20 protein-coding genes and 1 pseudogene are annotated in these 17,060 nt (G+C 60.5%); 12 read left to right on the top strand and 9 right to left on the bottom strand.

The genetic code is table 11. The annotated features are described in order from the left end of the window. Positions 1–5: 5 nt before the first annotated feature. The 6 genes from DY250_RS01760 (at position 6) to rsfS (ending at position 5,119) form a co-directional block, all read left to right on the top strand. Positions 6–701, top strand: a complete 696-nt coding sequence (locus DY250_RS01760) for a cyclase family protein (protein WP_006986248.1) — start codon at positions 6–8, stop codon at positions 699–701. Next, positions 698–2,482 (top strand): alpha/beta hydrolase, encoded by a 1,785-nt coding sequence (locus DY250_RS01755; protein WP_115610650.1) that lies wholly within the window; start codon positions 698–700, stop codon positions 2,480–2,482. The genes DY250_RS01760 and DY250_RS01755 overlap by 4 nt, the downstream gene beginning before the upstream one ends. 125 nt (positions 2,483–2,607) lie before the next feature. Next, positions 2,608–3,078 carry an LPS-assembly lipoprotein LptE gene (locus tag DY250_RS01750; protein WP_115610649.1) on the top strand — a complete coding sequence of 157 codons (471 nt, stop codon included), beginning with the start codon at positions 2,608–2,610 and terminating at the stop codon, positions 3,076–3,078. After that, positions 3,075–4,094: a DNA polymerase III subunit delta gene (gene holA / locus DY250_RS01745; protein WP_115610648.1), complete on the top strand. Its 1,020-nt coding sequence runs from the start codon at positions 3,075–3,077 to the stop codon at positions 4,092–4,094. Before DY250_RS01750 ends, holA begins: the two co-directional genes overlap by 4 nt. Continuing rightward, positions 4,091–4,771 carry a cold shock and DUF1294 domain-containing protein gene (locus tag DY250_RS01740; RefSeq protein WP_006986244.1) on the top strand — a complete coding sequence of 227 codons (681 nt, stop codon included), beginning with the start codon at positions 4,091–4,093 and terminating at the stop codon, positions 4,769–4,771. Before holA ends, DY250_RS01740 begins: the two co-directional genes overlap by 4 nt. A 12-nt stretch (positions 4,772–4,783) precedes the next feature. Further along, the gene (rsfS, locus tag DY250_RS01735) at positions 4,784–5,119 is read left to right on the top strand and encodes a ribosome silencing factor (RefSeq protein ID WP_115610647.1); all 336 of its coding nucleotides are present in this window, start codon (positions 4,784–4,786) and stop codon (positions 5,117–5,119) included. 121 nt (positions 5,120–5,240) lie between these two features. Here rsfS and DY250_RS01730 read toward each other — a convergent pair. The 3 genes and pseudogenes from DY250_RS01730 to DY250_RS01720 all read right to left on the bottom strand — a co-directional run. Then, positions 5,241–5,591, bottom strand: a pseudogene (locus tag DY250_RS01730) (transposase); the annotation flags it as partial. Positions 5,592–5,633: 42 nt separating this feature from the next. Beyond that, entirely contained in the window at positions 5,634–5,984 is a 351-nt protein-coding gene (locus DY250_RS01725) for an IS630 transposase-related protein (protein WP_115610645.1), read from the bottom strand. Positions 5,985–6,037: 53 nt separating this feature from the next. Continuing rightward, entirely contained in the window at positions 6,038–7,951 is a 1,914-nt protein-coding gene (locus tag DY250_RS01720) for a ComEC/Rec2 family competence protein (protein WP_245950994.1), read from the bottom strand. 89 nt (positions 7,952–8,040) lie between these two features. Here DY250_RS01720 and DY250_RS01715 point away from each other — a divergent pair, with 89 nt between their 5' ends. The 6 genes from DY250_RS01715 (at position 8,041) to DY250_RS01690 (ending at position 12,202) form a co-directional block, all read left to right on the top strand. Continuing rightward, entirely contained in the window at positions 8,041–8,556 is a 516-nt protein-coding gene (locus DY250_RS01715) for a GNAT family N-acetyltransferase (protein ID WP_245950993.1), read from the top strand. Beyond that, on the top strand, positions 8,553–9,437 hold the full coding sequence (locus DY250_RS01710; RefSeq protein ID WP_115610642.1) for a DMT family transporter: 885 nt from the start codon (positions 8,553–8,555) through the stop codon (positions 9,435–9,437). The genes DY250_RS01715 and DY250_RS01710 overlap by 4 nt, the downstream gene beginning before the upstream one ends. Next, positions 9,434–10,030 carry a hypothetical protein gene (locus tag DY250_RS01705; protein ID WP_115610641.1) on the top strand — a complete coding sequence of 199 codons (597 nt, stop codon included), beginning with the start codon at positions 9,434–9,436 and terminating at the stop codon, positions 10,028–10,030. Before DY250_RS01710 ends, DY250_RS01705 begins: the two co-directional genes overlap by 4 nt. A gap of 10 nt (positions 10,031–10,040) precedes the next feature. Beyond that, complete coding sequence (locus DY250_RS01700; RefSeq protein WP_115610640.1) at positions 10,041–10,421, top strand: DUF1304 domain-containing protein; 381 nt, start codon at positions 10,041–10,043, stop codon at positions 10,419–10,421. Further along, positions 10,418–11,230, top strand: coding sequence for a glutamate racemase (gene murI / locus DY250_RS01695; RefSeq protein ID WP_115610639.1), 813 nt, complete (start codon positions 10,418–10,420; stop codon positions 11,228–11,230). Before DY250_RS01700 ends, murI begins: the two co-directional genes overlap by 4 nt. Positions 11,231–11,599: 369 nt before the next feature. Next, positions 11,600–12,202: a Slam-dependent surface lipoprotein gene (locus DY250_RS01690; protein WP_115610638.1), complete on the top strand. Its 603-nt coding sequence runs from the start codon at positions 11,600–11,602 to the stop codon at positions 12,200–12,202. Positions 12,203–12,350: 148 nt separating this feature from the next. On the opposite strand, the gene DY250_RS01685 is transcribed toward DY250_RS01690, so the two are convergent. The 6 genes from DY250_RS01685 to DY250_RS01660 form a co-directional block, all read right to left on the bottom strand. Further along, a complete protein-coding gene (locus DY250_RS01685) occupies positions 12,351–12,788 on the bottom strand; it encodes a ClpXP protease specificity-enhancing factor (protein ID WP_115610637.1) in 438 nt (145 codons plus the stop codon). Next, positions 12,785–13,423, bottom strand: coding sequence for a glutathione S-transferase N-terminal domain-containing protein (locus DY250_RS01680; RefSeq protein WP_115610636.1), 639 nt, complete (start codon positions 13,421–13,423; stop codon positions 12,785–12,787). The genes DY250_RS01685 and DY250_RS01680 overlap by 4 nt, the downstream gene beginning before the upstream one ends. 13 nt (positions 13,424–13,436) lie before the next feature. Continuing rightward, entirely contained in the window at positions 13,437–14,231 is a 795-nt protein-coding gene (locus DY250_RS01675; protein WP_115610635.1) for a cytochrome c1, read from the bottom strand. Then, positions 14,228–15,481, bottom strand: coding sequence for a cytochrome b (locus tag DY250_RS01670; protein WP_115610634.1), 1,254 nt, complete (start codon positions 15,479–15,481; stop codon positions 14,228–14,230). Before DY250_RS01670 ends, DY250_RS01675 begins: the two co-directional genes overlap by 4 nt. Next, positions 15,474–16,118, bottom strand: a complete 645-nt coding sequence (gene petA / locus DY250_RS01665) for a ubiquinol-cytochrome c reductase iron-sulfur subunit (protein WP_115610633.1) — start codon at positions 16,116–16,118, stop codon at positions 15,474–15,476. Before petA ends, DY250_RS01670 begins: the two co-directional genes overlap by 8 nt. 164 nt (positions 16,119–16,282) lie before the next feature. Continuing rightward, positions 16,283–17,026: a Nif3-like dinuclear metal center hexameric protein gene (locus DY250_RS01660; RefSeq protein WP_115610632.1), complete on the bottom strand. Its 744-nt coding sequence runs from the start codon at positions 17,024–17,026 to the stop codon at positions 16,283–16,285. Positions 17,027–17,060: the final 34 nt, after the last annotated feature.

Here is a 17,060-nt window from a genome sequence, read left to right as displayed (position 1 = left end):
CGACCATGCAATATCACTTTCTTTCCCACCCGCTGAACATCGCCGATCCCGGATTCCCCGGCGAACCGACGCTGCGCATCGAAAAAAGCACACGCATCGCCGACGGCGACGCCTACAACAGCTCCATCCTGCACCTCTTCAACCATTTCGGCACCCACTACGACGCCCCGGCCCACTTCAACCCGAACGGCCCAACCATCAGCGAACTGCCGATCGAGCGCTTCATCTACGAACACCCGCTCCTCATCGACCTGCCCAAAGGTGAAGCCTCGCTAATTGAGCCCGCCGACCTCGTGCCCTACATGGCGCGTGCCGCCAAAGCCGACTGCCTCATCCTGCGCACCGGACTCGAAGCCGTGCGCAAACGCGACCCGCAAACCTACGCCGCACGCGGCTGCGCCTTCAGCATCAACGCCGCCCAGTACCTGCTGGATCACGCCCCGCACCTCAAAGCCGTCGGCTTCGACTTTATCTCGCTGGCCTCGCCGTCGCATCCCGACCACGGCGTCAAAGCGCACCAAATCCTGCTCGGCATGTACAGCAAACACTACATCTGCATCATCGAGGACATGGCGCTCGCCCATATTGACGCCTACCGCCTGCAACGCGTCATCGCCATGCCGCTGCGCGTGCAGGGCGTAGATAGCGCACAAGTGAGCATCCTTGCCGAAGTCGGCGAACCGACAGGAGAACGATCATGAAAACCTGCCGCTGCTATGCCCTGTGGGCAGCTATCTTTGCCCTCATCGCCCTGATTGCCGCCTGGACAGGCAACCGCATCGAACGCGACTTTGGCCGCATCGACGTCAACACCATCACCTTCATGACCGAAGAAATGCAGCCGATGGTGGCCAAACTCTATCGCCCGAAAACCGCGACTGCCGCACATCCCGCGCCGGGATTGCTGGCCCTGCACGGTTACCAAAGCGACAAAGAAGCCACCAACACCTTTGGCGCCCTTGAACTGGCGCGGCGCGGCTACGTCGTCCTCGCCATCGACCACTTCGGGCACGGCTACTCGACCAAAGCCCCAGCCGCCAACAAAAACATGAGCGGCGCCAACAACGGCTACCAGTACCTGAAAACCCTGCCGTTTGTGGATAACACCCGCCTCGGTATCTTCGGCCACTCCACCGGCGCCTTGAACGCCATCCGCGTCGCCAAAGCCAACCCCGATCACCGCGCGGTGAACGGACAAAGCAGCAACGGCGGCGAAATGGACGGACTGCACAACTACCTGCTCACCCAGGGTCTCTACGAAGAAATCGGCGGCTACCGAGAAAAAACCTACCCCGTCAAAAACCTCGTCCACAACGCCGCGCGCCTGCAAGCCTTCGGCCTGCCCGCCGACAGCACCCTCGAATGGAACCACACCTACGGCAATATCGCCGACGGCAGCGCCCGCCGTGCTGACTTGGTACACGGCAGCCACCTCGGCGTGATGATTGCCACCGCGACCAACCAAAGCGCCATCGACTGGTTCGCGCAAACCCTCGGCCAGCCGCAGGAAGCACAGGGCTTCACCTACTGGTACAAAGAAAGCAGCGGCCTCGTCGCCCTCATCGCCGCCGTGCTCTCTACCCTCTGCCTGGCTGCGTTGCTGCTGGATACCCCGTACTTCGCTGCCGCCCGCCAGCCGCTCAATAACGACAACCGTCTGGAACGCGGCCAATGGCGGCTATTCGCCCTCATCAACGTCCTGCTCACTCTGTTGCTCTACCCGCTCTTCACCCGTTGGGGCGGCGCCAACGAACCTATCGCCGCCCTCCTGCCCGCGATGCCGCTGGAAATGGGTAACGGCATCATCACCTGGCTCCTCGTCAGCGCCGCCGTGAGCATCGCGCTGTTCAGCCTGTGGTACCGCCGTCAGGGCGTGCCGCTGCAATACCTGGGCGTATTCGCTCCGCCGACCCGCGACAGCGCAATCGTCATCCGTCGCAGCCTGCTCCTGGCCCTGCTGCTGATGGGCTACCTCTACGCACTCACCCTGCTCATCCACAACCTCTTCGCCCAAGAACTGCGCTTCCTCTGGCCACTCCTGAAACCGATGACTGCCGAACGCTGGCAGCTCTACCCGCTCTACTGGCTGCTCATCCTCATCGCCTTCACCGCCGTGAACGGCCTCATCCTTACCATCCAGCTCAAACAGCCCATCGGCTACAGCTTCACCGGCAACCTGCTGCGCTGGAGCGTGGGCAGCATCCTCGCTGCCGTCGGCGGCCTGTTCCTGCTGTGGTGCCTGCACTTTATCCCCGCCTACCTGCAAATCGGCCCGGGATTCGACGTCATCGGCCTGCCGCAATACGGCGGACGCTGGATGATGATGCTGCCGGTCATCATGGCGCAATACAGTGCGATGCTCATCATCAACCACTGGTGCTACCTGAAAACCGGCTACATCTGGCTCGGCGTCACCCTCACCTCGCTCCTGATGGCGTGGATGATGGTCGGCGGACAAGTCATCGGGCGTTTCATGGCTTGAGACATGCCACGCTCCCAAGCAAAATCCCGCTCCGGCGGGATTTTTCATGCAACCAGCCCCCGCGCGCCACCCGCCACCGCCCCGGAAAACTGTTACAATCCACACACCTAACGCCCATCCCCCGTATGAAAAGACGCCTCCTCCTCGCCACCCTCCCCTTTGCCCTTGCCGCCTGCAGTTTCCACCTCAAAGGCGCGCAGCAGGCGAACCACGTGCACAGCATTCACCTCGAACTGCCCGGTGGCAACGACGAACTGGCCGATGCCATCCGTGCCACCCTGCGCCAGCAAGACATCGCCGAAAGCGCGGAAGCTGCCGTGCGCGTCACCATCAGCGACATCGACCACCAGCGCGTGCGCACCACGACCGGCAGCACCGGCGACACCCAGGAAATCGAACTCTTCGACAGCTTCCGCGCCACCATCAGCGAAAACGGCGAGACGCGCGGCAGCCAGACCTTCACCGCACGCAGCAACGTCCTCTACCGCAGCAACGCCTACCTCGGCAGCCGTGCTGAAGAAGCCGAAGCGCACCAGCAACTCGCGCGCGACAACGCCGGCAAACTCATCCGCTATCTCAACGCCACTATCCGATGAACCTCGCCGCGCAAGACACCGCCCACCACCTGAAAGCGCACCCGCTGCCGGCCATCAGCCTCATCTACGGTAGCGAAGTGCTGTTGAACGCCGAAGCGCTGGACGCCCTGCGCGCGCGTGCCACCGCCGACGGTTTCAGCGAACGCCAGCGCCTCTACGGCGACACCCGCATCGACACCCTTATCGCCGAACTCGAAACCCCCTCGCTCTTCGCACCGCGCCGCCTGCTCGAACTCTATCTCGACCATAAGAAAGCGGACAAGGTGACCGCTGACACCCTCACCCGCCTCGCCGAGCTGCCGCTCGATAATACCCGCCTCATCATCTACGCGCCGAACCTGGAAAAACCGCATACCACCGCGTGGTACAAAGCGCTGTTCAGCAAAGGCAATCTCGCCATCGCCAGCCAGGCGCTCTACCCCGAACAATTCGCCAAACAAATCCGCGCCCGCCTGAATGCCGCCAAACTGCGCCTCACCGAAGCCGCTTACGAACTGCTGCTGGCTAACTGTCAAGGCAACCTCTTTGCCGCCAAACAAGCCATCGAACGTCTCACCATTCACCCGCAGGCGCACAACATCATTGACGAAACCCTGCTCACCGAACTGCTGGACGACTTCTCGCAATTCAACACCTTTGCCCTCAGCGACGCCATCCTCGGCGCCGACTGGCTGAACGCCTGGCGCATCGCCGCCCGCCTCGAAGCGGAAAACCCGCGCGACACCACCCTCGTCACCTGGCTCATCCAGCGCGACATGAGCGTTCTCATTGGCCTTGCCAACCTGAACCCGGGCGAACACTCCGCCCACTACCAGCAATACAACATCTTTGCCGGTCAGCAGCGCCGCTATCAGGCAGCACTCGGCAAACACAGCCGTGCCGCCCAGCGCACCCTGCTCAAACTCGCAGCCAGACTCGACCGCATCACCAAGGGCGCGGAACACGGCGACTACTGGCACACCCTGAAGCAGCACCTGCTCCTCCGCGCCCAACAACAACGACAGCTCCCCATATGACTTACGCACCACCCCGCAGAAACCGCCGCCTCCCGCTGAAACTTGAAGAAGGCCGCGCCTACCAAGGCCGCGTCATCAACTGGAACGACGAAAAAGGCTACGGCTTCATCCAGATCCAGCCTGGCTACGAAAATCTCTTCTTCCACATCAGCAACTTCGCCTACCACCACCGTCGTCCGTCGGCAGACATCGCCGTTACCTTCCTCGCCACTCCGGCCCCAAAAGGCGGCTGGCAGGCAAACCGCGTCCTCCTGCGCGAGCACGAGCATGCCATCATGGAAAGCAACCCCTACGACATCGCCGACAAAAACCAGCCCAAGCGCGTCGAAGGCTATGTCTATGCCGTGCTGGATGTCCTCTACTTCCTCGGCCTAACCCTCATCTCGCTGCCGCTCGGCATCACTAGCGCCATCATGAGCGTGCTGACTGTCGTCCTCTACCGTTACGACAAACGCGCCGCCGAACAGGGCGGGCAGCGTATCCCCAACACCACCCTGCATCTTGCCAGCCTCCTCGGTGGCTGGCCGGGAGCGCTCATCGCCCGCCCGCTCTTGCGGCACAAACTCAACCAAAAACGCTTTCGCGGCTTCTTCTGGGCGAGCATCGTTGCCAACTTCGGCATCCTTTACCTGCTCATCGCCTACCTGCCGCCCTACAACCCGCTGACCAACTTCTGAACAAGGAACCCCATGAATGCCAACGAACTCAAAACCCTGGTCGAGCACAGCCTCGCCGAACTCAAAGCCGTGGATGTCGAAACCATTGATCTCGCCGGCAAAACCGACATCGCCGACTACATGATCGTGGCCAGCGGCACCTCTGACCGCCACCTGCACGCACTCGCCGACAAAGTCCACGACGACAGCAAAGCCGCCGGCCATCCGCCGCTCGGTATGGAAGGCGAAGACAGCCGCGACTGGGTGCTGGTTGACCTCGGCGACATCATCGTTCACCTCATGCGCCCGGAGACGCGCGAACTCTATGCGCTGGAAAAACTGTGGTCGCTGCCACCGACACGCAGCTGAGCGCAAGCGGCAAGACATAGTCGTTTCAAATAGGACTGAGACAAGGCGGCGAGCCGAAGACTGTATGTTTTCATACGGCGGCTAGGCGAGCCAACACCGTATCCGTCCTATAGTAAAATAGCTAAAAAAGAGTCACAAACGTCAGGAACCAAAACAGCAGGGTATTCACATCAACCAACCGCCATTGTTTCCTCAACCGTTTGATCCATGCCCATGTCTTCTCTATCGGGTTGAAATCCGGGCTATAGGGCGGAAGCCACAGCACCGTATGTCCCTCAGCCTGTAACGCATCCAGCATGTCCTGCCGTTTGTGGAAGGAGGCGTGTTGTCCATCACGATCACGCTGCAGGCGGGCAGCTCCAGCATCTGTCGCCCATGTGTGAAAAACATCGCTGTCCATGCTGCAATCGAAGGCAGTGAAAGCAAATGGCACGGTGCCACACAGGGCACCGATAACGTTGGTCTGTGCCTTGGTTGGTCTGTGCCTTGCCCCATCCGGATACGCCTGCGCATTTTACTTCGAGGAATTCACGGCGTTTTTCTTTGTCTGCCTTGCGGTGGCGGAAGTCTTTTTTTTAACGGTGAAGCGATAGCGTTTGAGCGCCTTGCAGATGCCGTTTTGCGAGCAGCCCAGACGTGCAGCCCTTTCCCATTGATAGTCATCAGGGTGCCCGGTCACGTCTTGCCGGATGACTTCTTCTGTGAGAAGGCGGGGCGTAGAACGGCGGCTGCCTTTGGGTTGTGGCTGTTTCTTCCGGGTAGCAAGGGTGTTGGGGCTGATGCGGTGTCCGGCTGCCACTTCGCGATAGGTGCTATCTTCGAGTTCTGCAAGGATTTTTTTACGGATACGGGCTGGATAGGTCATGATTTTTCTGTTCTTCTGCTATTTAACTATATCCCGCTTGACGGGAAGCCGTTTCAGGGCAGAAGCACTTGGCCGAAGCGGGCGGTGCAGCCCGTCGCGGTCTTGGTGAACACCAGCCCCGCTGCGTTGTCCGCCGGGCAATAGGTGACGGCAAAGGGCAGGTTGGGCAGCGGCAGGGTGCTGTACACCGGCGTCTGCGGGTAGGCAGTAAGCAGGGTAATCAGTGCTGAGGTCTGGCGCAGGCCTTTGCCGGTGAGAACGATGGCATCGGGGCGGCGTGCGTGTCGTCGCAGTTCCGGCAGCAGGTAGCGTGCGGCGTCGTCACGACCCAGGTTGCGGTGGCGCAGTCCCGCGTTCACCACCAGGGTTTTGCCGCCGTGGTAATGCACGGCGCTGCTGTTCGGTGCGCGGTAATCGGGCGGCGGCAAGAAGACGGCGGCGAGGCTGATGCCGAGGGCGAGTGCCGCCCAGGCAAGCGGCAGGGTCAGTAGCCGCTGCGGCCACGGTGAGGCGACTGTCTCCGTTTGCAGCGGGAATTCGCGCCCGTGCAGGCGGGCAAGTGCGCAGAGGACGACCGCCGTCGCGCATAAGGCGGCAGTGGTACCCGGCTGGAAGGCGGGTTGCCAGTACGCCCAGTCAGGTGCGGCAAAGCCTGCCAGCGCATGCAGGAAGGTATCCAGCAGCCACGACGCTGCCGGGGCGAGCGGCGGGCAGATGAGCGCCAGCAGGGAAGCCGCCAGCACCGGCGCCAGCCACGGGATCAGTACCAGATTGGCCGCGAGCGACACGAGGCTGATGCCGCCGAACAGCGCCCAGCCGATCGGTAGCAATGCCAGCGTGATCAGCGTCTGCAACACCAGCCACTGCCACAGTGGGCGCAGTTGCCGCCATAGTGGTGCGCTGTAAAGGATGACCGCGACCGCTGCGAACGACAGCCACGCACCTGCCGCACCAAGTTGCCACGGGTTCGCGAGCAGGATGGCGAGTGCGGCGAGTTTGAGTGCCTGTCGTCCGCCGCCCAGCCCCGGCCAGTGCCAGCACAGGGTCAGCACGGCAAGCATCAGCCAGGCGCGCAGTACCGGCGCCGCCGCCCCGGTCAGGAGGGCGTAGGCGAGGGCGCAGAGCAGGGTGCCGTGCAGGGCGATGGTGTGCGGCTGCACCCCGCCCCGCCCGCGTGGCGGCAGGGCAGCGGTCAGGTGGCGCAGGAGGAGGTAGATGAGCCCGGCGATGAGCGCCAGATGCAGGCCGGAGATGGCGATGAGGTGCGAGGTGCCGCTGCGGCGCAGGCGGTTTTGTACTTCGGCATCCAGCCCGCTGCGGTCGCCGATGATGAGGGCGCGTAGCCACGCGTGCTGCGCGGCGGGGAAGACGGCGTCGATACGGGAAGCCAGGGCGGCGCGCTGCCGCACGGTCCACGGTGCGCTTTCGTTCAGCGACACGACCGCGCGCACTGTCGCCCGCCCGCGCAGCCGCGCCTGTTGCGCAACCCGGCTACCGTCGCCGGGTTTCAGGCGCACTTGCGCGTGCAGCACTTCGCCGAGACGGTAGGGGCGGCGGGAGAAATCGGCTCCGCTCAGGCGGTCGCCGGGCTTGAGCGGGCAATCGCCCGTTTGCCGCGTTACCAGCACGAAACGGCTGCCGACCGGATAACCGCGCGTCGGGAAGTCGGCGATATAAAAGGTGGCGCGGCAATCCACCGCCGCCGGCAGCGGCGCCGTGAATTGCCACGGCGACAGTGTCCATAGGGCGGCAAGTAAGGCGATGGCGGGGTATCGGGTCAGGCGGTGGGCCAGCAACACCAGGGCGCAGGGCAGGCTCCACAGCGGCAAGGGTAACCGCCAGGCGAGCAGGATGCCGCCTGCGACGGCCAGCAGCGTCGCATCCAGCGGGGCGATCGCGGCGTGTTGCCCGGCAATGATGCCCGCCGACGGACGACCACCCTGCCCGCCCCACGCTGTGCTGCCCATTGCTACTCCTCTCCCGAAAATATGTCCGTCGACCATTGTAAGCGGGGCAGCGCCATCCTGTGCCGCTTAACGCACGGGGAAGCTATACAATGCCCGCGAAATCTCTGCACGGCTGCTATATGTCCCGCATCACCCTCACCCCCTGCACCGCCACACACCATGCCGCCCTCGCCTACCGCCTGCCGCCGGCGCAGGGCGACTACACCCGTGCGCCGCAGGAATGGTTCGCCGCTGGCAGCTTTCGCAGCGGACAATACCCCGTCAGTATTCTCGCCAACGCCGTCCCGGTCGGCTTTTTCATTCTCGATACCGGTGCGGACAAGGCGGATTACAGCAGCGACCCGCATGCCCTGTTGCTGCGCTCGATGTCCATTCATCCTGCATGGCAGGGGCAAGGCATCGCCGCTGCGGCGCTCGCCCCGCCCCTGCTGTGGGCATATATCAACCGCCGCATTCCGACTATCCGCCGCATCGTCCTCGGTGTCCACCATGCCAATGTCGCCGCGCAGCGCCTATATCTGCGCTGCGGTTTCCACGACAGCGGCCGCACTTATCCCGGGCTGAAAGGCCTGCAATATGTTTTTGAACAACCCCGTCCCGTATGAACCGTCTCTCTTTCCATCGTGGCCACTTCGCCCTGCTCGTCACCGCCGCCCTTTTCGGCAGCACCTTCATCTTCCAGCGTCACAGCGCTGCCGTCGTCTCCGCCACGCTTTTCACCGCCTGGCGTCTGCCCGTCTCCACCGCCTTCCTTGCCTTCTTCTTCGCCCTGCGCCGCCAGCCCGCCTGGGGCCACTGGGCACGCGACGGTATCGTCTGCGGCATCCTGCTGTACCTCGGCATGTATAGCCAGCAATGGGGCCTCGCCCACACCACCGCCGGCAAAGCTGGTTTCATCACCAGCCTCTATGTCGTCCTCGTGCCTTTGCTCGGCCTCGTCACAGGGGAACGTCTGCACAAATCCCTGCTAACCGCCATCATCCTCGTCTTTGCCGGCATCTGCTGTCTCGCCGGCATTCAAAGTGACGACAAGGCACTCAGCTGGAATATCGGCGACAGCGTTACCCTGGCCTGCGCCTGCATCTGGGCGCTGTACGTCATCTATACCGGCATCGCCGTGCGCCGCAGCGATGCCCTGGCGCTGACCACCATGCAAATGTTCGTCGCCACCCTGATCGCCCTGCCCATCGCCATCACGAGCGACGGCATCCCCGCCCTGCTTGATCCCGCCCGGCTCTATTACAGCCGCTGGGACATCTTCTATGCGGGCGTTGTCTCCTCCGGCCTCGCCTTTTTCCTGCAAGCCTGGGGGCAGCGCAGTGTCGCCGCCACCCCCGCCGCCATCATCCTTTCGCTGGAAAGCGTCTTCGCCCTGCTCGCCGGCTGGCTGTGGCTGAATGAAACCGTGACCCCGCTGATGCTGACCGGTTGCGCCCTGCTCTTTGCCGCGATGGTTATCGCCCAGAAAGCACCGGATAAACCATGACCCCTTTCCTGCAATTACCACCATCGCGCGAAGCGCAACAAGTGGCCGCCTTCATGCGCGTTCGCCATCACCGGCGCCAACGCCGCTTGCCGGCGCTCTTCCGCCTGCGCCCCTCCTTTTGCCGCGACCGCAACTACCGCCGCCGCACCCTGCTCATCCTCGCCCTCGCCACCGACAACACCGCTGCCGACCGCCCACTGCTGCGCCAACTGCTGCGCGAGACACAGCGCAGTTACACACTCGGCCTCAGCTGGGACATCCGCGACGCCGTGGCTGTCCTCACCTATCTCCTTTATCGCCACCTGCACAGCCGCGACATCCCGCTGCTGTGGACGGCGCGTCACAGCGGCGGTTCGGATACCTATTACAGTCTGGACGCCGAAATCACCTTCGGCTTTGACGCGACGGACACCCTGCACCATCTGGCGAAGAAGCGACCGCCTCGCCGTGCCGACCGCGACATGGCAGCGGACATCCGCCACTACCTCGCACAGAAAGACAGCCACTTCCGCAGTCGCACCGATTACCTCGCCTATTTCGCCGCCCAGCGCCTGCCGCTCCACCTGGAAACCCTGAGAGAAAGCCTTACCTGACCCCGACACCATGCACAGCATTTCCCTGATCTGCGCTGCGCTTGCCGCCGCTATCCACTACTACATTTTCTATCTCGAATACCCCGCCTATGGCAGCGCCCGTTTCTGCCGTACGTTTGGCGTGTCGCCTACTGAGCTACCGACCTTGCGCGTGCCCTTCCGCAACCTCGCTATTTATAATTTGATGCAGGCCATCGGTGTGAGCGGCGGCATCGTGTTGTCTTGTGCGGGAGTGTCACCCGTGCTGGCCCTTAGCATCATGGCGACCCCGCTCGCCACGATGCCGGCCGCCGAGGCGTATTTGTCCTGCACTGCCCCGGATAAACGCCGCGCCGCCTGCATTCAGGCCATCCCGCCACTGCTCGCCTCTTTCGGTCTTTTCTTGTCATGAACGATTCCCGCAACCTACCCATTGGCGTCTTCGACAGCGGCGTCGGCGGTCTCACCGTCGTCCGCGCCCTGATGGAACGCCTGCCGCTCGAACATCTCATCTACTACGGCGACACCGCCCGCGTCCCCTACGGCGTCAAATCGCGCGCGACCATCGAAAACTACAGCGCGCAAATTGTCTCTTTTCTCCTCGCACAGCGCGTCAAGGCGCTGGTGATTGCCTGCAACACCATCGCCGCCGTCGCGGGCGAGTCCATCCGCGCTCAGGCGGGCGGAATGCCCGTCATCGACGTTATCGCCGCCGGTGCCAAAGCAGCGCTTGCCACCAGCCAAAACAGCCACATCGCTGTGATTGCCACCAACACCACCGTCAACAGTAACGCCTACGCCCGCGCCATCCATGCACAAAACCCCGCCGCGCGCGTGCAATCGCAAGCCTGCCCGCTGCTCGTGCCGCTCGTGGAAGAAGGCTGGCTTGATCACGATGTTACCCGCCTCACCGTGCGCGAATACCTGAAACCCATCCTCGCCGACGACGCCGACACCCTCGTCCTCGGCTGCACCCACTACCCGCTGCTCAAACCGCTACTGCGCAGCGAAGCGCCGCACCTTACCCTGGTTGATTCCGCCGCGACCACCGCCGCAAGCACCGCGCAAGCGCTCGCCGCTGCCGACCTGCTGCGTCACGACGACGGCCAGCCCACCCGCTACCGTTATTGCGTCAGCGACATCCCGCTACGCTTCAACAGCATCGGTGAGCGTTTCCTTGGGCGCAGCCTCGGCGACATCGAAACCGTGCCGCTGGGCTGATACCCATCCCGGAAAATAACCTGAGAGTGTTGGCACACCTGACCGGGGAACCATAAAAATCACCGCACGATTTTTATGGGTCCCGGCAGAGGGGTTTGAGGAGAGGGTTAAGAAAATCCGCGAAGTGACAAAGCCCAGCAAACATGCCGCTTGACGAAACATTGGTATATGCGGTTTTGTTGAGAGACTAATTTTTGTCGTGTACGAAGGGAAAGGGTATGAACCGTTGTACCTCAGCCACAGCCACGCCAATCTTGTTGCAACCTGACTACAAAATGACCAAACCCACACACCCATTACCCATAAAGCGCGCCATAATGCACCCGCCTACACGGCAAACCTTTCCAACACAGCAAGAGGAAACCAGCCATGAAGAACATCCTGATTGCCAGCAGCGTTGCCATCCTCCTCGCCGCCTGCGGTGGCAGAGATGGCGCCGACACTACCATCACCCCGGATGACGCCAACATCAACCTGTCCCGCTACACCCAGGGCGGCAACAAACCGATCACCATCGCCACACCAAACGGCAAGTTGTACGGTTACAACCAGTTCGCCTCCTTCTACGGTCTGTGGGAACACAACGACGGCAAAACCAAAGAACTACGCTACCGTGGCGACAAGACTGTGAATGTCCCGCAAAGCGGCCGCGCCACCTACGTCGGCAAAGCCGTGCGCTGGGACACCATCAAAAAGCAAGAACTCGACAACGGCTACAGCCAGCTAGAAGTAGATTTCGGCAAACGTACCGTAAACGGCGAAATCAAAATCCCCGGCGCCCGCCGCGACATCACCCTGCATGAAGGCACCCTGCGCGGCGCCGAATACGCCGGCCATGCCAGTGTCATCGGTAACAACAGCGGCCGCTACGAAGGCGCACTCTACGGCGCGAATGCCCAGGAAACCGCCGGGCAAGTGTCCTTCTCTAACGATAGCGGGCTGAACACCGCCTTCGGCGGTACGCGCCAATAGAATAAAAAACGCGATCGCCTTTTAACCGGATGCCCAGCATCCGGTTTTTTTGTGCCGTTTGATGAAGCCCGTATTTACGCCGCTTGGCCAGATTTTGTCGTATCCGAAGGTTTCGCTATAAAAATGCCCGCAGAAGCGGGCATTTTTGCTATTTTATGATGCGCAGATGGCTACCGCCGGCGGGCGATTCGGGATTATCCGGGGTTTTGTCGGCGTCATCACCCGCTGTTTGCTGCGGTTTTTTCGGCCCGGCTTCGATGTCATCCGCTACGGGCAGGCTGATGCCTTCGCCGTTTTCCCGCGCAACTAGGGAGACGACGGCTGCCATCGCCACCCAGACTTGGTGTGGTTTGCCGCCGAAGCGGGTGTCGAAGGTGATATTGTCGTCTTCGATTTGCAGATGCGCGGTTGCCTGCGGCGAGATGTTCAGCACCAGCATGTCTTCTTGCAGCAGGTGTGACGGCACACCGTGTACCCAACCGGCGCCGGGAGCGGCAATCACAAGATGCGGGGTGCAATCGTTATCCACGATCCACTGGTAGATAGCGCGTAGCAGGTAGGGTTTACGGTCAGTCATTTCGCTCATGCACTGCTCCGCAACGCAGCTTCTTGTTTGGAAAGCGAGTTTTTGAAGTAGTCTTTGGCGAAGTGGAAGTCCATGTAGTGCTGGATCGTCGCAGCGGCTTTCGGCAGATCAATTTCCAAACTTTCCAGGCGCCACAGGATCGGCAGCACACAGCAATCGAGCAGGCTTATTTCGGAACCGATGAGATAGTCACGGCCTTTGAACATCGGCGACATGAGCAGCACGGATTCGCGCAAATGTTTTTGTGCCGCTTTTTTCTTGGCCGGCGTTAGCTTGGCGTGTTGCAGTTGGTCTACCGGCTGGTACCAATTGGTTTCCAATTCATAGCAGAAGAGGCGAATTTTGGCTTTGAGATTCGCTTCTATCGGCATCAGCGCCGGGTGTGGGAAGCGCTCATCCAGGTATTCGCTCACCACGCGTTCGTCAAAGAGGACGAGGTCGCGGTCTATCAGGGTAGGCAGGCGCCCGGTCGGGTTGATTTCGATGAGATCCGCCGGGATATTGTCCGGGTCAATTTCAACGTAATCAATTTCCTGGTCTTTCAATTGGCACACCAGACGCAAGCGGTGACTGGCAGCATGGATGGGGCTACCGAACAGTGCCAGCCCGCCCCGTTTTTGGCTCACAATACTCATAGGGTCCTTTGTGTTAATGGATGTCGCGCCAGTACTCTCTTTTCAGCAGGTAGAAGATCATGGTGAGGAAGGCAAGGAATGCCAGTACCCATGGGCCCATGCGCATTCTATCCAGCGCGGATGGATCGGAAACGTAGCTGAGGAAGTTGGTAATGTCGTACACCACCTGGTCATAGGCTTCTTTGTTTTTGGCAGGATCTTCTTTATTCAGGATTCCCGGTGTAACAATATCGAAGCCGGTTAGGGTGCTATGCGTTTCGCAAGTTTCTTTACCATCAACGGTCGCGCAGGTTTTCTCTTCACTATACACCGGTTTCTGGATACCTTGCAGTTCCCACAAGGGATTCGGCATGCTGGCTCCGGCAAAGATAGAGTTGTTAAAACCGAGCGGACGGGTGTCATCAAGGTAGAAACCTCGCAGGTAATTGTAGATGTATGCCCCGCTCTTGGCCCGCGCTGTCAGCGACAGGTCGGGCGGAGTTTGCCCAAACCATTTGAGGCCTTCTGCGGCACTCATGCCGGTGTGCATTTGTTCTACCGCTTTGGCACCGGTGAAGATGAGGTTTTTCGCCCCGATTTCCGGATCAATGTCCAGATCTTTGAACATGCGGTTGTAACGCTGGTATTGCAGCGAGTGGCAACCGGCACAGTAGTTGATGAAGTATTTGGCACCGTTCTGCAACGAAACCTTATTGGTCAGGTCTGCCTGAAAGGTGTCATTCGGGTAACCCGCAACACCCGATGCGAACGCTGCCTGAGCCAGCGTCAGTGTTGCGGTCAGCAGGAGCAGGATTTTTTTCGTGTTCATTTGGTCACCCGTGTCGGCACCGGTTTGGTTTTATCGAGTTTGCTGTATATCGGCATCAGCAGGAAGAAAGCGAAGTACACGGCGGTAAAGAATTGCGCCAGGAGCGTCACGGTATTGGTCGGCTGCATGGTACCGAGTTTGGTCAGCGTGATGAACGCGATGACGAAGAGACCGAGCGCCACTCGCGATATCCAGCCTTTGTAGCGGATGGATTTGACCGGAGAGCGATCAAGCCACGGCACGATGAAGATCATGCCGACAGCGGCAAACATGGCGATAACACCCCACAGTTTTGCCGGAATGCCGAACCAGTCCCAAGTCATTGCGCGCAGGATCGAATAGAAGGCACCAAAGTACCAGACGGGGGCGATGTGTTCCGGGGTCACTTGTGCGTTCGCGGGTTCGAAATTGGCAAGTTCGAGGAAGTAACCGCCAAATTCAGGCATATAGAAGATGATGCCGGCGAAGATCATGAAGAAGAAGCCGAAGCCGACCAGGTCTTTGATGGTGAGATACGGATGGAAAGGAACGCCGTCCAGCGGCACGCCGCGTTCGTCCAGATGTTCTTTAATCTCGATACCGTCCGGGTTAAGCGAGCCGACTTCGTGCAGCGCAATGATATGCGCGGCAACAAGCATCACCAGCACCAGCGGGATAAGGATGATGTGCAGCGAGAAGAAGCGGTTCAATGTCGCGTCGGAGATGTAGAAGTCGCCCTGGATGAAGGTAACGATGGCATCGCCGACGATAGGGATAGCACTGAATAGCGAGATAATGACGTTCGCGCCCCAGTAGGAGGTTTGCCCCCACGGCAGCAGGTAGCCCATGAAGGCTTCTGCCATCAATGCAAGGAAGATTAGTGCGCCGAAGAGCCAGACAAGTTCGCGTGGTTTACGGTAGGAACCGTACATCAGACCACGGAACATGTGCATATAAACGCAGATAAAGAAGAAGGAGGCGCCGGTTGAGTGCATGTAGCGGATAAGCCAGCCATAGTCCACATCGCGCATGATGTATTCGACACTGGCAAAGGCTTCGGCAGCGCTCGGTTTGTAGAACATTGCCAGCCAGACGCCGGTGAGGATCTGGTTAACCAGAACGACTAGGGCAAGCGAGCCGAAGAGGTACCAGAAATTGAAGTTTTTCGCCGCATAGTAGCGGTCCATGTGGTCGTGCCAGAGCAGGGTCAGCGGGAAGCGGTTATCGATCCAGCCGAGCAGTCCGGTGGTTTTGTACGGGTTGCTAGCCATTTTGTCCTCCTTCGCTGCTGGTACCGACGACAACGAGATTGTCGTTTTTGAAGTTATAAGGCGGGATAGTCAGGTTGGTCGGCGCAGGTACACCCTTGTAAACGCGGCCGGCATAGTCGAATTTGGAACCGTGGCAGGGGCAGAAGAAACCGCCTTCCCAAGTGGCATCGCCGCGCACTTCCCGCCCTTCAGCACGGGACTGTAGTTTGGGCGCACAACCAAGGTGGGTGCAGATGCCGAGCGTAACGAGGACATCTTTGCGTTCGGCACGCCATTCGTTCTGTGCGTATTCGGGCTGGATGGATTCTTTGGATTCGGGGTCGCGCAGGTCACCGCCGACTTGCGGCAGGGTGGCCAGCATATCCTCGGTGCGGCGCAGGACGTATACGACTTTTCCTTGCCACAGTACGGTCTGCATGGCACCCGCTTCAAGTTTGGTGATGTCCACTTCGACGGGTGCGCCGACGGCTTTGGCCCGCTCGCTGGGTAACCAGCTTTTCAGGAAAGGTACGGCGACGAATCCGGCACCGACGGCTGTCGCGCCTGTTGTCACCGCGACCAGCATTTTGCGGCGCCCCGGGTTTTCAATGGGGTGCGCCGGGATGAATGCCGGTTTGAGGTTCGCTGCATTGCTCATGATTTTTCTCCGCGCATCGTTTGATTCTTATCAAGACGGCGTATTGCCTTGGGTTTAGGTTTTTTCGAGGTAGCTATCTTAGCAAAATCTCGTTTTTTTGCGCAGGGATGTTTTTATGGCCTATTGAGGCGGATACCGCCCCGCCAAACGGGATAATTGGGGATTCAGAACGGGTTGGACTCGTCGTAATAAGCGACGTCGAGGCCGAAGGTAGTGGCAAGGTGTTCGCCGAGGGCACGGATGCCTGCGCGTTCGCTCGCGTGATGGCCGCAGCTGATGTAGGTGCAGCCGCTTTCGCGCGCTTCGTGGTAGCTGCGTTCGGCGTATTCACCGCTAATGTAGGCTTGCGCGCCTTCTGCCGCTGCTTGTTGCAGATAGTCTTGTGCCGCACCGGTACACCAGGCGATATGGGTGAGTTCGCCTGTGTTTTCACCGACGGCAAGCGGGAGACGGTCGAGGTCATGTGCCAGGCGTTCAAGCAGGGCAGACAGCGTGGTCGGACGGATACGGGCATGCCAGATGAGCGGTTCGGCGACAGATTGCCACACGGTTTCACAGTCAAAATGGCGGGCAAAGAGGACGTTGTTGCCAAGTTCTACGTGCTGGTCAAGCGGCAGGTGGTAGGCGATGAGGTTGATGTTATGCGCGAGGAGAGCGGCAATGCGCTGTTTTTTGATGCCTGTGATGGCAGGCGCTTCGCCTTTCCAGAAGTAGCCGTGGTGGACGAGCAGGGCATCCGCCTGTTGGGCGATGGCGGCTTCAATGGCTGCTTGTGATGCGGTGACGGCGGTGGTGATGCGCCGGATCTCCGTTTTGCCTTCAATTTGGATGCCGTTGGGTGCGTAGTCGCGGTAGCGGCTGCTTTGCAGGTAGTCGTTGAGGTAGGTGTGCAGTTCGTCGCGATGCATGTTTGGTGTGTGCTCAATGGCGCGGTTGTCTCGC

This window comes from Cardiobacterium valvarum (genome assembly GCF_900460955.1).
Taxonomy (GTDB): domain Bacteria; phylum Pseudomonadota; class Gammaproteobacteria; order Cardiobacteriales; family Cardiobacteriaceae; genus Cardiobacterium; species Cardiobacterium valvarum.
The sequence above is the reverse complement of the archived record's forward strand: the minus strand, read 5'-3'. Positions and strand labels throughout refer to the sequence as shown.

Bases quoted from the DNA above. Each gene is read 5' to 3' on its own strand.
- DY250_RS01760 (WP_006986248.1), top strand. From the start codon at position 6: ATGCAATATCACTTTCTTTCCCACCCGCTGAACATCGCCGATCCCGGA.
- DY250_RS01755 (WP_115610650.1), top strand. From the start codon at position 698: ATGAAAACCTGCCGCTGCTATGCCCTGTGGGCAGCTATCTTTGCCCTC.
- DY250_RS01750 (WP_115610649.1), top strand. From the start codon at position 2,608: ATGAAAAGACGCCTCCTCCTCGCCACCCTCCCCTTTGCCCTTGCCGCC.
- holA (WP_115610648.1), top strand. From the start codon at position 3,075: ATGAACCTCGCCGCGCAAGACACCGCCCACCACCTGAAAGCGCACCCG.
- DY250_RS01740 (WP_006986244.1), top strand. From the start codon at position 4,091: ATGACTTACGCACCACCCCGCAGAAACCGCCGCCTCCCGCTGAAACTT.
- rsfS (WP_115610647.1), top strand. From the start codon at position 4,784: ATGAATGCCAACGAACTCAAAACCCTGGTCGAGCACAGCCTCGCCGAA.
- DY250_RS01725 (WP_115610645.1), bottom strand. From the start codon at position 5,984: ATGACCTATCCAGCCCGTATCCGTAAAAAAATCCTTGCAGAACTCGAA.
- DY250_RS01720 (WP_245950994.1), bottom strand. From the start codon at position 7,951: ATGGGCAGCACAGCGTGGGGCGGGCAGGGTGGTCGTCCGTCGGCGGGC.
- DY250_RS01715 (WP_245950993.1), top strand. From the start codon at position 8,041: ATGCCCGCGAAATCTCTGCACGGCTGCTATATGTCCCGCATCACCCTC.
- DY250_RS01710 (WP_115610642.1), top strand. From the start codon at position 8,553: ATGAACCGTCTCTCTTTCCATCGTGGCCACTTCGCCCTGCTCGTCACC.
- DY250_RS01705 (WP_115610641.1), top strand. From the start codon at position 9,434: ATGACCCCTTTCCTGCAATTACCACCATCGCGCGAAGCGCAACAAGTG.
- DY250_RS01700 (WP_115610640.1), top strand. From the start codon at position 10,041: ATGCACAGCATTTCCCTGATCTGCGCTGCGCTTGCCGCCGCTATCCAC.
- murI (WP_115610639.1), top strand. From the start codon at position 10,418: ATGAACGATTCCCGCAACCTACCCATTGGCGTCTTCGACAGCGGCGTC.
- DY250_RS01690 (WP_115610638.1), top strand. From the start codon at position 11,600: ATGAAGAACATCCTGATTGCCAGCAGCGTTGCCATCCTCCTCGCCGCC.
- DY250_RS01685 (WP_115610637.1), bottom strand. From the start codon at position 12,788: ATGAGCGAAATGACTGACCGTAAACCCTACCTGCTACGCGCTATCTAC.
- DY250_RS01680 (WP_115610636.1), bottom strand. From the start codon at position 13,423: ATGAGTATTGTGAGCCAAAAACGGGGCGGGCTGGCACTGTTCGGTAGC.
- DY250_RS01675 (WP_115610635.1), bottom strand. From the start codon at position 14,231: ATGAACACGAAAAAAATCCTGCTCCTGCTGACCGCAACACTGACGCTG.
- DY250_RS01670 (WP_115610634.1), bottom strand. From the start codon at position 15,481: ATGGCTAGCAACCCGTACAAAACCACCGGACTGCTCGGCTGGATCGAT.
- petA (WP_115610633.1), bottom strand. From the start codon at position 16,118: ATGAGCAATGCAGCGAACCTCAAACCGGCATTCATCCCGGCGCACCCC.
- DY250_RS01660 (WP_115610632.1), bottom strand. From the start codon at position 17,026: ATGCATCGCGACGAACTGCACACCTACCTCAACGACTACCTGCAAAGC.